Below are 13,164 nucleotides of genomic sequence, written 5' to 3' on the forward strand. Positions count from 1 at the left end.
GGCCTGCTCACACGCCCTATCGCACCGCGCCCTCGACGGCCCACTCCCCCGACCGCGTGCGCCACACGACGGCCAAGAGCCGCAGCACCATGAACGCCGACAGCCCCGTCCAGATCCCGGCGAGACCCCACCCGAACGCGTACGAGGCCCACACCAGCGGCAGGAACCCGACCACCGCGGATCCGAGCGTCGCGGTCCGCATGAACTTCACGTCACCAGCGCCCAGCAGCACACCGTCCAACGCGAACACCACGCCCGCGATCGGTTGCAGCGCAACGAAGAACCACCACGCGTTCGGGATCTCGCCCAGCACCCCGGCGTCCGTCGTGAACGCCCGCGGCAGCACCGTGAACAGCGCCGCGAACACGACCCCGAGCCCGATGCCGAACACCAGCCCGTACCGCGTGATCTGCCAAGCGAGCTTCTCCGCCTGCCTGCGCTTCGACGCCCCCAGCGCCGCGCCCACAAGCGATTGCGCCGCGATGGCCAGTGAGTCGAGCACAAGTGCGAGGAACGTCCACAGCTGCAACACGACCTGATGCGCACCCAAGGCAGCCACGGACGACCGCGCCGCCACGGACGCCGCGCTGATGAAGCACGCCTGGAACGCCAAGCTCCGCAACACCAGATCACGCCCCATGCCGAGCTGCGCGCGCATGGCGGTCCACTGCGGCTTCAACGACACGTGCTCCGCGAAGAGCGCCTTGAAGAACAACCCGGCCGAGAGGACCTGCGCCACCACGTTCGCGACCGCGGAGCCCTCAAGCCCCCAGTCCGCGCCGTAGACGAGCGTGGGACACAGCACCGCGCTGATGCCGTTGCCGATCAGGATGTACTTCAGGGGCCGTTTGGTGTCCTGAACGCCGCGCATCCACCCGTTGCCGGCCATCGTGACGAGGATGAACGGCGCACCGAACAACGCGATGCGCACCCACTCCACCGCAGCGTCCGCCACGGCACCACCACCGGCGAGCAGCTCCGCCAACGGCCGCGCGAACAGCTGCCCCAGAAGCACGACGAGCACACCGGCGGCCAGCGCCAGCCATGTCGCCTGCACGCCCTCCTCGACGGCCTCCTGACGCCGCCCAGCCCCGTGCAACCGAGCCGTGCGCGCTGTCGTGCCGTACGAGAGGAACGTCAGCTGCGTGGACACCTGCGTGAGCAGCACACCGCCGAGCGCGAGCCCGGCGAGCGGCAACGCCCCCAGGTGCCCGACCACCGCCGTGTCGACGAGCACGTACAACGGCTCGGCCGCCAGCACCCCCAGAGCGGGCACCGCCAGTCCGATCACCCGCCGAGCGGGAACCCGATCCTCCACCTGACGAACCCTACGTGCCGCGACCGGCGGCCTTTGCCCCGTCTTCGGCGGTCAGACGAGTGCATCGTGGTGCCGGCCCCGCGTCCTCATCCTGGTCGGCTGTGGGCGTGGGGCCGCTGCCGCTAGGCGCTCTGCTGAGCGTCGAAGGCGCGGTGAAGGTTGCCGGTCGCGGCACTTGGCGGTGACGACCAGGGCCGTGCGGTGACGGCGGCCACTCACGACCGTTGGGGCAGCCCGAACACCTGCTCGCGCGCCACGGCCAGCGCCGAGTGCAACGCCCCCGCCCGCACCGGGTTCGCGGTGATCTGCGCGAGGTACACCGGCGTCCGCGGCACCACGAGCTTCAACAGCTCGGCGGCCACGAGATCGCACAGCGTCTCGCCACCCGCGTGCGCCACCCCACCGGACAGCAACACGAGCTCCGGATCGAGCACGCACACGACGTTCGCGAGCCCAAGCGCTATCCGGTGCGCGAGAACCGTGAGGAACGCCCGTCCCTCGGTGCCGGCGTTGAGCGCGTGCGCCACCGCTTCGAGCCCCGACGACTCCTTGATGCCGTACTCGGCCGCCAGCGCCACGATCGCGTCGCTGTCGACCTGGTCGCCGTAGCGCCCGCCGGGCACCTGCATGGAGTCGATCTCACCCGCGCCGCCCGTGACGCCGCGCAGCAGCACGCCGTTGACCACGACCGCCGACCCGATCTCGTCCGCGGGCCAGAACAGCACGAAGTTGCGCACCCCGGCCGCCTTGCCGGAGCTCATCTCCTCCAGCGCGGCGAGGTTGATGTCGTTCTCGATCGACACCGACGTGCCGAGCAGCTCGCGCAACGTCGAGGGCAGGTCGACGTCGACCAGCCCCGGCAGGTGCGGCGCGAACCCGAGATGGCCGGTGGCCGGATCCACCGCACCAGGCGTGCCGACGACGACGTGCGACAACGCGTCGAGCCTGAGCCCAGCCAGCGCCGCCGCCTTCTGCACCGTCTCCCGGAAGACCTGAAGGCTGTTCTCCTTCGGCATCGGCGCACTGTGCTCGGCCAGCAACGACCCGGTGATGTCCGCGATGGCCACGTCGATCAGCTCAGCCGTCAACGCCACCGCGGCCACGTACCCGACGCCGCCGTTGACGGCCCACATCTGCGCCCGAGGCCCGCGCCCACCGCCGCGCAACCCGGTGCGGACGACCATGCCGTCCTCTTCGAGGCGCGCCAGCAGCTGGGCGGTCGCGGGCTTGGACAGCCCGATGACCTCTTCCAGCTCCGCCCGCGTCATCGCCCCACTGCGCAGCAGCGTCTCGATCGCGGCCCGGTCGTTGATCTCCCGCAGCAGCCGCGGGCTCCCTGTCCGTGTCATGACCCCACCTGCTCCAACGCGCCCTTCAGCGCGGTGACGACCTGCTCCGCTGCCCCGTCGAAGGTGAACCCGGCCGCCAGCCGATGCCCACCGCCGCCGAGCACCTGCGCCACCTCACGAACGTCGACCCGGCTGACGGCCCGCAGCGACACGGACCAGAACCCAGGCCGCAGTTCCTTCAGCACAGCCGCGACCTCGGCCTCAGAAGCGGAGCGCACCACGTCGATCACGCTCTCCACCTCTTCGCTGCGCACCCCACGCGCGTCATCGAGGCTCACGACCGCATGCGCCAGTCCCAGGCCGTGTGCGGCCTTCTGGTCAAGCTCCGCCTTGGCCAACACGCGCGACAACATTCCGAGGTACGCGAACGGATGCGCGTCCATCAACGGCCGCGTAACGGCGTACGCGTCCACTCCGGTCTCCAGCAACCGTGCGGCGGTGTGGTGAGCCTCGGGCCCTGCCTTCCGAAAGCCCCCGGTGTCGGTCACGAGCCCGGCGTAAATGCACCGGGCAATGGGCTCGTCGATCTCGACGTCCATCTCGTCGAGCAACTTGAGCGCAATGAGCGCCGTGGCTTCCGCACGGTCGTCGATGCAGTTCAACGTTCCGTACCGCGTGTTCGACACGTGGTGGTCCACGACGATGACGGGCCCGGTGCAGGCGGCCACCCGGCCGGCGAGCGGTCCGAGCCGCTGCAAGCTTCCCGTGTCCATGACCACCAGGAACTCCGGCTGCTCCGGCACCTCGTCCCGGTGCACCAGCAATCCCGCCGTGTCCAGCGCCTTCAGGCTTTCGGGCACGCCCTCGGGCTCGCCGAAGGCCACCCGCACCGTCACTCCGCGCCGGTGCAGCGCGAGTCCCACCGCAAGAGCACTCCCGAGCGTGTCCGCGTCGGGGTTGATGTGACTAAGCAGGGTCACATCACGGGCGCCGGCCAGCAACCGCGCGGCCTCGGCAATGGTGGTGCTCAGGTCGTCTGCCACAGGGAGACGTTAGCCGCTCACCGTCTCGAAATGTTGTACGGCACCCTCAGACAAGACAGTTTCCATCCGATTTCCACGCCTGTGTGCCATGTGGACGAACGGCAGGACCCGTGGCCGGGCAACACAAAGGCGGACACGTTCGCACGTGTCCGCCTCGGTCGGTATTCGTCAGTCCTCGTCGTCGTCCTCACGAGGAGCCTTGTACGGGTCGGCCTCGCCGGCGGGAGCAGCTCCCACCGCGCGCCGAGCCACCTCGGCGTCCAAGGCCTGAGCCTTGGCGAGAAGCTCTTCCATCTTCCGAGCCTCGTCCGGCACGGTGTCGGTCATGAACGTCAGCGTGGGCGTGAAACGCACCCCCGTCTGAGCTCCGACCATCGACCGCAGCACACCCTTGGCGCTCTCCAGCGCCAGAGCGGCACCGACGAAGTCGGGCTCGACGTCGAGGCGCTCACCGAGCACCGTGTAGTAAACGGTCGCGTCGTGCAGATCCCCGGTCACCTTGGTGTCGGTGATCGTGACCCGAGCCAACCGCGGATCCTTGACCTCGTGCTCCAGAGCCGAAGCCACGATCTGCGAGATCCGCTTGGCGAGCTTGCGGGCACGTGCCGTGTCGGCCACGAGCCTCCCCTTCCTAGTCGTCCTCCGGCCCGGCGAAAACGCGTCCGGACCCGAAAGGCAATGAGCGACAGTGCGGTTCCAGTTGGAGCCGCGGTCACTCGTCCTCGGGCCCGACCAGCCTTGTCCGTGCTGAAAGCAGTTCCAGTTCGGGACGTCCGGCGACCAGCCTTTCACAGGCGGCGAGGACGTCCCTGACGTGCTCCAGGTCGGCGGCGACTGCCGCCACCCCGATCAAGCTGCGCCGATGCAGGTCCAGATGACCGGCTTCGGAGACAGCGACCTCGAAGCGCTTGCGCAGCTCGGCCACCACGGGCCGGACCACCGAGCGCTTCTCCTTCAACGAGTGGACGTCACCCAAGAGCACGTCCAGTTCCAGAGCCCCCACGTACATGGGCAAGATCCTCCAGAAGAAAAGGGTGCGGAGCCACCGGTTAAACGGCTCCGCACCCCTCATCGACCGACTAGGCGCGCGGCTTCTCGCGCATCTCGAAGGTCTCGATGATGTCTTCCAGCTTCAGGTCGCTGTAGTTGCCGAGCGTGAGACCACACTCGAAACCTTCGCGGACCTCGGTGGCGTCGTCCTTGAACCGCTTGAGCGAGCTGATCGGGAGGTTCTCCGCGATCACCTTGCCGTCACGGATCAGGCGAGCACGCGCGTTGCGGCGGATCTCGCCCGACAGGACCATGCAACCCGCGATCGTGCCGACCTTGGAGGACTTGAAGACGTCGCGGACCTCGGCGCGGCCGAGCTGGACCTCTTCGAACTCCGGCTTGAGGAGACCCTTGAGGGCCGCCTCGATCTCGTCGATCGCCTGGTAGATGACCGTGTAGTACCGGACGTCCACACCTTCGCGGTTCGCGAGCTCGGTCGCCTTGCCCTCGGCCCGGACGTTGAAGCCCAGGACGATGGCGGAACCGGCCACGGCGAGGTTGATGTCGCCTTCGGTGATGCCACCGACACCGCGGTGGATCACGCGCAGCTCGACGTCGTCGCCGACCTCGATCTTCATGAGCGCGTCCTCGAGGGCCTCGACGGTACCCGAGTTGTCACCCTTGATGATCAAGGTGAGAGCGCTGGTCTCCTTCAGCGCGGCGTCCAGGTCCTCCAGGCTGACGCGCTTGCGCTTCGCCGCATTGGCGGCGTTGCGGGTGCGGGCCTGACGACGCTCGGCGATCTGGCGGGCGACGCGGTCCTCGTCGACGACGAGGAACGAGTCACCGGCGCGCGGCACCGAGGTCAGACCGATGACCTGCACCGGACGCGACGGGGTCGCGTCGTGCACGTCGTCGCCGTGCTCGTCGACCATGCGGCGGACGCGACCGTACGCGTCACCCGCGACGATCGAGTCGCCGACGCGGAGCGTTCCGCGCTGGACGAGAACCGTGGCGACCGGACCGCGACCGCGGTCGAGGTGAGCCTCGATCGCGACACCCTGGGCCTCCATGTCCGGGTTGGCCCGGAGGTCCAGCGACGCGTCGGCGGTCAGCAGGATGGCATCGAGCAGGCTGTCGATGTTGATGCCCTGCTTCGCCGAGATGTCGACGAACATCGTGTCGCCGCCATACTCCTCGGCGACGAGGCCGTACTCGGTGAGCTGCTGGCGGATCTTGGAGGGGTTCGCACCCTCCTTGTCGATCTTGTTGACCGCGACCACGATCGGCGCCTGAGCGGCCTGCGCGTGGTTGATCGCCTCGACCGTCTGCGGCATCACGCCGTCGTCGGCGGCGACGACGATGACCGCGATGTCGGTCGCGTTCGCACCACGAGCACGCATGGCGGTGAACGCCTCGTGACCCGGGGTGTCGATGAAGGTGATGAGCCGCGGGTTGCCCTCGAGCTCGGTCTGGACCTGGTAGGCACCGATGTGCTGGGTGATGCCACCGGCCTCGCCCTCGGCCACCTTCGCCTTGCGGATCGTGTCGAGCAGTCGCGTCTTACCGTGGTCGACGTGACCCATGACGGTCACGACCGGCGGACGGATCTGGAGGTCGTCCTCGTCACCGGCGTCCTCGCCGTAGGTGATGTCGAACGTCTCCAGCAGCTCGCGGTCCTCCTCCTCGGGAGACACGACCTGCACGACGTAGTTCATCTCGGAGCCGAGCAGCTCCAGGATCTCGTCGGACACCGACTGGGTCGCCGTGACCATCTCGCCCAGGTGGAAGAGCACCTGCACGAGCGACGCCGGGTTGGCGTTGATCTTGTCGGCGAAGTCGGTCAGCGAGGCACCGCGCGGCAGGCGGATCGTCTCGCCCTGCCCCTTGGGCAGGCGGACGCCACCGACCGAAGGCGCCTGCATGTTGTCCATGTACTCCTGGCGCTTCTGCCGCTTGGACTTGCGTCCACGACGCGCCGGACCACCCGGACGACCGAAGGCACCAGCGGTACCGCCGCGACCTGCGCCGCCGCCACCCCCGGGACGACCGCGGAAACCGCCGCCACCACCGGCAGGGGCACCGCCGCCTGCGCCGCCGCCACCGCCGGGACGGAAGCCACCGCCACCGCCACCGCCGCCACCGGGACGGAAGCCACCGCCACCGCCACCGCCGCCACCGGGACGGAAGCCGCCACCGCCGCCACCGCCACCGCCGCCTCCGCGGAAGCCGCCGCCGCCACCGCCGCCGCCCCCACCGGGACGACCGCCGCCACCGCCGCCGCCACCGGGACGGCCACCGCCGCCACCGCCGGGACCAGGCCGGTTACCGGCCGGACGGTTGCCCGGCATCATGCCGGGGTTCGGCCGCGGGGGCATGTTGCCCGGGTTGGGACGGGGACCGCCCTGACCGGGCGCCGGGCGAGGACCGCCCTGGCCGGGGCCGGGACGACCGCCACCCTGTGCGGCAGCCGGACGCTGACCACCCTGACCAGGCGCACCACTCGGACGAGGGTTCGCCGGGCGCGGGTCGCCGGGCTTCGGGCCGGAGGGGCGTTCGCCCTGCTCCGGGCGCGGGCCGGGACGAGGCCCCGGACGCGGCGAGGGAGCGTTGCCGCCACCGACGCCGAAGGGGTTGTTGCCCGGACGCGGGGCACGCGGGCCGGCAGGCTTGGAAGACTGCGGGCGCGGCGGCACCACGGACGGGGACTGACCACCAGCGGACGCGGCCGGAGCCTGCGGCTGCTGGGGTTGCTGCTGCGGAGCCGGGCGCGGGCCCGGACGCGGGCCACTGCCCGGCTTGGAGCCACCGGCCGGAGCCGGGGCAGCCTTCGGGGCGGCCGGAGCCGACGCGGCGGGTGCCGGTGCGGCGGCCGGAGCCTGGGGCTGCTGGGCGGGAGCGGGAGCCTGCGCCGCGGGAGCCGGGGCCTGCGCGGCAGGAGCTGCCGGAGCGGGCTTGGGCGCCGGAGGGCGCGGAGCCGCGGGCTTCGGGCCGGGGAAGGCCTTGGGCGCGGCGGGCTTGTCGGATGCTGCCGGCTTGGACTCCGCCGCCGGAGCGGCGGGCGCCGCGGCAGCAGCGGGTGCGGGTGCCTTGGGCTTCGGAGCGGCCGGCTTGGGAGCCGACGGCTTCGAGGACTTGGCTTCGTAGGCGTCACGAAGCCGCCGGGCCACGGGGGCCTCGACGGTCGAGGACGCGGACTTCACGTACTCGCCTTGTTCGGCGAGCTTGTTGAGAACTTCCTTGCTCGTAACACCAAGCTCTTTTGCGAGCTCGTGCACGCGGGCCTTGCCTGCCACTGCTCTCCTAGGTAGTGAGGCCGGCGGGCAAGTCCCATCGACCTCGTCTTAACGTCGCGCGTTCATGTCTTCAGCTTCACGGCTGACTCATGACGGGTCGACCTGCTTCCTTGTTGCTTGTTGGCCGCGGGGCTGTCCCGAGGCCAAGTTCCCTTGCTGCTGCTCCACGTGCTCGCGCAGCGAAGCGACGTCGAGTGCTCCCTGGACCTTGAAGGCCCGCGAGAACGCCCGTCGCCGCTCGGCGTTGCGGAGACATTCGAGATCGAAATGCAACCAAGCACCTCGACCAGGAAGCCGCCGACGGACGTCCGGAACCACCGAACCGTCCACCGCGACCACACGCAGCAGCTCAGACGGCAACGTCCGGGCACGGCATCCAATGCACGTACGAACAGGGCCGATGTGCTGGGAGACCGCTCCCGACGTTGAACCGTTGATAATTCTATCCCCTGGAGCTCACTCAGCCGAACCGGATGTGACCGCACCGGCTGCCGGAGCCTCCGCGTCACTGCGGATGTCGATGCGCCAGCCCGTCAGACGGGCGGCCAGGCGGGCGTTCTGGCCCTCCTTGCCGATCGCCAGCGAGAGCTGGAAGTCCGGCACCACGACGCGCGCCGTCTTGGCTCGCTCGTCGAGCACTCGCACGGACACAACCTTGGCCGGGGACAAGGCATTCCCGACGAACGTGGCGGCGTCGTCCGAGTGGTCGATGATGTCGATCTTCTCGCCACCGAGCTCGTGCATGACGTTGCGCACACGGGCACCCATCGGGCCGATGCAGGCGCCCTTGGCGTTCACTCCGGCAACCGTTGATTTCACCGCGATCTTCGAACGGTGACCTGCCTCACGTGCCACCGCGGGGATCTCCACGGTGCCGTCCGCGATCTCCGGGACCTCGAGGGCGAACAGCCGCCGCACGAGGTTCGGGTGGGTGCGGGAGAGGGCGATCTGCGGCCCGCGGGCACCGCGCGACACGCTCACGACGTAGCACTTGATGCGCTCGCCGTGGTTGTACTGCTCGCCCGGCACCTGCTCGGCCGGCGGCAGCACGCCCTCGGTGTCGCCGACCTGCACGACGACCATGCCGCGGGCGTTCGCACGGGCGTCGCGCTGCACGACACCCGCGATGATCTCGCCCTCCTTGGCGGCGAACTCACCGAACGTGCGCTCGTGCTCGGCGTCGCGCAGGCGCTGCAGGATGACCTGCCGCGCCGTGGTGGCCGCGATGCGGCCGAAGCCTTCGGGAGTGTCGTCCCACTCCTCCTGCACCGCGCCGTCCGGCCCCAGGTCCTGCGCGATGACGCGCACGACACCGGTCTTGCGGTCGATCTCCACCTTCGAATGCGTGGCGTGCCCTTCGGTGTGCTTGTAGGCGGTCAGCAGTGCTGACTCGATCGCCTCCAGGACCGTCTCGAAGGGGATGTCCTTTTCACGTTCGATCGCCCTCAGGGCGGCGATGTCGACGTTCACCTCGGCTCCTCCTTCGGTGCTTTCCGAGTGAGCCGAGCCAGTTCCTCGACCGGCGGCTGCTTGAACTCGATCTCCATGACCGCGCGTTCGATATGGCGGTACTCCACGCGCCGCAGCTCGTCCTTGTGCAGCAGCTCGACCCCGGTCTCGTCGCACTCGCCGACCCGGCCGAACCACTCGGCCTTCTCCGGCTGCTTGATCTTCACGAGACGCAGGTGAGCGCGCTTCCAGTGGCGCGGGCGCGTCAGGGGACGGTCGACACCCGGCGAGGTGACCTCGAGGGTGTACGGCCCGTTGATGATGTGGTCGTGCTCGTCGAGTGCGGCGGAGACCACGCGGCTCGCCTCGGCGACCTCGTCGAGCCCGATGCCGTCCTCACCGTCCACGACGACCTTGACCAGACGGCGGCGCCCAGCCTGATTCACGTCGAGCGCGTCGAGGTCGAAGCCGGCGGCTTCGAGAGCTTCCCGCACAACGGGTGCTAGCTGCGCGGAAAGCTCTCCGCGCGGCGGGCTGGACACGTGGTGTCTCCTTCAGTTCGAACGCATGAAAACCCCGGCCGACGGTACTTTCGGCGGCCGTGGACGACCAGACTATCTCCTTCGCCCGGCTCCCACCGCGCCGCACGGCTGCTGGCAATATGGGTTCGCGTGATCTCCGAATCGGTCAGCCGCCGCCGTGTGCTGTTCGCGGTGGCCGCCGCACCGCTCGCCGTTGCGTGCACCACAGAACCTCCGCCGCCACCGCCGCCGGACCCGCTGTCGGCCCTCGCGGCGCAGGCGCGCGCGGACGCCAAGCTGGCCCAGTCGCTGACGACGGTGCCCGCGGCCGCTGAGATCGCGAAGGCCCGCGAGACGCACGCCTCGTTGTTGCAGGCCGAGGTCGACCGCGAACGCCCGCCGCTGTCGTCCACGGCGCCGCCCGCCCCCACCGCGCCGCCCACGCCTCCCGACCCGCTGGCGGCGTTGCGGACCGCCCTGGACGAGTCCGTCCGCGAGGCCTCGGCCGCCGTCGCCAAGCTGCCCACCTACCGCGCCGGTCTCGTCGGCTCGGTGGCCGCGGGCTGCGCCTCGCTGCGGGAGGTGCTCGCATGAGCGTCGAATCCGTGCAGACCGCGCTCGGAACCGAGCACGCGGCGTTGTGGACCTACGGCATGGTGTCGGCGTTCCTGGGCGACCAGGCCGCCGCCGTGGCGGAGGGCGCGAACCTTCATCGGGCCCGCCGGGACACGACCGAGCGGTGGCTGCGTGACCACGGCTCGACCCCGAACCCGCCCGCCGCCGCCTACCTGCCGCCCACGCCGGTGTCGGACGGGCCTTCCGCGCTCGCCGCGCTGGTGGCCGTCGAGCAGGACACCTGTGCCGCGTGGCGCGGTGTGCTGGAGCGGACCGACGACCCCGGGCTGCGCACGTCGGCTCTGGAAGCCCTGACGACGGCCGCCGTCCGCGCGACGCGGTGGCGCAGGACGGCGGGGACGACCCCGGCGTCGATCACGATGCCGGGCGTCGCCTCGGGCTAGTGGCGCGAGCCTGATCGCGTCCGGCAACGTTCTGGGCCACGGGCTAGCCGCCGAACGAGGACGCGAGCCTGATCGCGTCCGCGGAGACCCGCTTCATCTCCTTGTTGTGCGCGAGCGCGTCGGCGCCCCTGGTCGGCGAGTCGGACTCGACGATCACGACCAGCTGGTCGCGTTGCTCGGAGGCGTACCCGCCGTTGGCCAGCGTGGTCAGCGGCGGCACGCTGATGGCCTTGTCCAGCACCAGGTCCTTGACGTTGCCGGTGCCGTCCTTCTGGGTCAGCTCGCGCAGCTGCCGGGCCTCGTCCGCCGTCTTCATCTTCACGACGGACACCGACGAGTACACGGTGCTGCCGTTGGGCAACTTGGCCGTGTAGAAGGCACGCGTCAGCTGAAGGCAGGGCGTGGTCTTGAAGAAGGCCTGCGTCTGGCTCGTCGCGTGGGCCGCGCAGTCGCTGTCCTTCACCGGTTCCGGCAACTCCGGCACGGTGGTGAACTCGAACTCCCCCGCGGTCTTCTGCGGTTGCGCGACCTGCCGGTCGATCGGGTCCGACGGTTGCAGCACCCACCACACGAACCCCGACACCACCGCGACGCCGACGAGCGCCAGCGCCTTGCCCACCCAGGTCGACTTGCGCTGGGGCGGAGGCGGCGGCGCGGGCAACTGCCCCTGGCGGTTGTCCATGATCGACTGGAGCTTCACGAGCTCGTCGGCCGGGTACAACGGCGCGGTGTCGGTGGGCCTCGGTGGGAAGCGAGGCATGTTCTGGGTCACCTCTTCAGGTGACTGGCGTGGTTCCGACACAAGGACCCACGGTAACGGACGGCAGTCACGCGAGCGCTTCGAGCACCCGATCAACGTCCTCGATCGTGTTGTACATGTGACACGCATACCGCGTGCGACCTGCGCGGACCGAGGAAACGACCCCCTGAACGGGTGGCCTGCCCACTGAGACGATCGCCGAGCCGTTGAGCGGCAGCCCCAGTCCACCCAGGAGGCGATCCGTCAGGCTCACGCAGTGCGCGCGCACGGCTTCGAGGTCCAGGGTGGCCACCCACGGGAGTGCGACCGCCGCACCGACGTGCGAGAACCACGTCGGCGAGAGGTCGAACCGCCGTGCGTCCGAACGGAGCACCAGCTCGGTGCCGTAGTTCTCGCCCGTGCTGTACCAGTTGGCCGCCAACGGCTTGAGCGACGACATCCGGTCCGGCCGCACCGCCATCCAGGCCGCGCCGCGCGGTGCCATCAGCCACTTGTAGGCCACGCCGACGACGAAATCGGCCCACGCCAACGACAACGGCCTCCACCCGGCGGCCTGCGACACGTCGAGCAGCACCGGTTTGCCCGACGCCCGCAACGCGTCGAGGTCCGCGATCTTCCCGTCGGCAGACTGGACCACGCTCATCGCGACGAGGTCGCACTCGTCCACTGTGGACACGATCTGGTGCCCGGCGGCGACGAACGGCAACGTGACGCTGGTGAAGTCGCCGGGGTCCACGAAGACCTTCGAGCCGGCCGGCAGCGACTGCGCGACCAGCGACACGAACTGCGACACGGTGGCGCCGCAGGCGACCGACTCCGCGGGCACCCCGATCAGCCGTCCGAACGCCTCGCGCGAGGTCTCCACGGCCTCGTTGAACGTCGACGACGTGTCCTGGCCGCGCCGCCACCGTTCGTGCGACGCCGTCACCGCGTCGGCGACATGCCGTGGCGGCACGCCGATGGACGCCGTGTTCAGGTAACCGGGCTCGACGTCGAAGACCGCTCCGAAGGCCTCACGCATGCGCGAGCTGCTTGCCGCGCTTACGGCGCGCGTAGACCTGCTTCTTCACCCGTGCGATCACGGTTCCATCCTGCCCGACGACGTCCGTCTCGAACCAGATCAAGGCCTTCTCGCCACCGCTGGTCTGCTCCAGCACCTGCGCGACGTGCTCGTCGGTCAGCCGGAACTCGGCGTACACGGTGCCGCGGCCGGGCGCGACGAACTCGATCTCGCCCGCCTGGTCCCACACGACGTGCTCGCCCTGGAGCTGGTTGAACAGCAGCAACACCCAGAACGGGTCGGTCATCGCGAACAGCGAACCGCCGAAGTGGGTGCCGAAGAAGTTGCGGTTCCACGGGCGCAGACGCATCCGCACCCGTGCGTACCGGTAGTCCGGCGAGATCTCCACGACGCGGATGCCGGCGAACAGGAACGGCGGCCACAGGTTCATCCCGAAGCGCAGGCGGCTTGCCTTCATA

At 70.0% G+C, this 13,164-nt stretch carries 14 protein-coding genes; 2 read left to right on the top strand and 12 right to left on the bottom strand.

Annotated features, from left to right (window positions below):
* Positions 1-16 precede the first annotated feature (16 nt).
* From BM417_RS22655 to rimP, 9 genes are all read right to left on the bottom strand, one after another.
* Entirely contained in the window at positions 17-1,318 is a 1,302-nt protein-coding gene (locus BM417_RS22655) for an MATE family efflux transporter (RefSeq protein ID WP_093597650.1), read from the bottom strand.
* 215 nt (positions 1,319-1,533) lie between these two features.
* Positions 1,534-2,667: an ROK family transcriptional regulator gene (locus tag BM417_RS22660; protein ID WP_093597653.1), complete on the bottom strand. Its 1,134-nt coding sequence runs from the start codon at positions 2,665-2,667 to the stop codon at positions 1,534-1,536.
* Positions 2,664-3,650 carry a DHH family phosphoesterase gene (locus BM417_RS22665; protein ID WP_093597656.1) on the bottom strand — a complete coding sequence of 329 codons (987 nt, stop codon included), beginning with the start codon at positions 3,648-3,650 and terminating at the stop codon, positions 2,664-2,666. The genes BM417_RS22660 and BM417_RS22665 overlap by 4 nt, the downstream gene beginning before the upstream one ends.
* 168 nt (positions 3,651-3,818) lie before the next feature.
* Complete coding sequence (gene rbfA, locus BM417_RS22670; protein WP_093597659.1) at positions 3,819-4,268, bottom strand: 30S ribosome-binding factor RbfA; 450 nt, start codon at positions 4,266-4,268, stop codon at positions 3,819-3,821.
* A gap of 94 nt (positions 4,269-4,362) precedes the next feature.
* Positions 4,363-4,659: a DUF503 domain-containing protein gene (locus BM417_RS22675; protein WP_093597662.1), complete on the bottom strand. Its 297-nt coding sequence runs from the start codon at positions 4,657-4,659 to the stop codon at positions 4,363-4,365.
* A 70-nt stretch (positions 4,660-4,729) separates the two neighbouring features.
* On the bottom strand, positions 4,730-7,936 hold the full coding sequence (gene infB / locus BM417_RS22680; protein WP_093597665.1) for a translation initiation factor IF-2: 3,207 nt from the start codon (positions 7,934-7,936) through the stop codon (positions 4,730-4,732).
* Positions 7,937-8,023: 87 nt separating this feature from the next.
* Entirely contained in the window at positions 8,024-8,275 is a 252-nt protein-coding gene (locus tag BM417_RS22685) for a YlxR family protein (protein ID WP_402905671.1), read from the bottom strand.
* Positions 8,276-8,392: 117 nt separating this feature from the next.
* Positions 8,393-9,406, bottom strand: a complete 1,014-nt coding sequence (gene nusA, locus BM417_RS22690; RefSeq protein ID WP_093597671.1) for a transcription termination factor NusA — start codon at positions 9,404-9,406, stop codon at positions 8,393-8,395.
* Positions 9,403-9,927: a ribosome maturation factor RimP gene (rimP, locus tag BM417_RS22695; protein WP_093597674.1), complete on the bottom strand. Its 525-nt coding sequence runs from the start codon at positions 9,925-9,927 to the stop codon at positions 9,403-9,405. Before rimP ends, nusA begins: the two co-directional genes overlap by 4 nt.
* 129 nt (positions 9,928-10,056) lie before the next feature.
* On the opposite strand from rimP, the gene BM417_RS22700 reads away from it, so the two are divergent.
* A complete protein-coding gene (locus BM417_RS22700) occupies positions 10,057-10,500 on the top strand; it encodes a hypothetical protein (protein ID WP_245822115.1) in 444 nt (147 codons plus the stop codon).
* Positions 10,497-10,925 (top strand): ferritin-like domain-containing protein, encoded by a 429-nt coding sequence (locus BM417_RS22705; protein ID WP_093597677.1) that lies wholly within the window; start codon positions 10,497-10,499, stop codon positions 10,923-10,925. Before BM417_RS22700 ends, BM417_RS22705 begins: the two co-directional genes overlap by 4 nt.
* Before the next feature lie 43 nt (positions 10,926-10,968).
* On the opposite strand, the gene BM417_RS22710 is transcribed toward BM417_RS22705, so the two are convergent.
* From BM417_RS22710 to BM417_RS22720, 3 genes are all read right to left on the bottom strand, one after another.
* Complete coding sequence (locus BM417_RS22710) at positions 10,969-11,685, bottom strand: hypothetical protein (protein ID WP_143138756.1); 717 nt, start codon at positions 11,683-11,685, stop codon at positions 10,969-10,971.
* Between the two features lie 67 nt (positions 11,686-11,752).
* A complete protein-coding gene (locus BM417_RS22715; protein ID WP_093597683.1) occupies positions 11,753-12,706 on the bottom strand; it encodes an aminotransferase class V-fold PLP-dependent enzyme in 954 nt (317 codons plus the stop codon).
* Positions 12,699-13,163, bottom strand: coding sequence for a DUF4442 domain-containing protein (locus BM417_RS22720; RefSeq protein ID WP_093597685.1), 465 nt, complete (start codon positions 13,161-13,163; stop codon positions 12,699-12,701). Before BM417_RS22720 ends, BM417_RS22715 begins: the two co-directional genes overlap by 8 nt.
* Between the last annotated feature and the right edge of the window lies 1 nt (position 13,164).

The sequence above is a fragment of the Lentzea waywayandensis genome, from assembly GCF_900115955.1.
In the GTDB taxonomy this organism is placed as follows: Bacteria; Actinomycetota; Actinomycetes; order Mycobacteriales; family Pseudonocardiaceae; genus Lentzea; species Lentzea waywayandensis.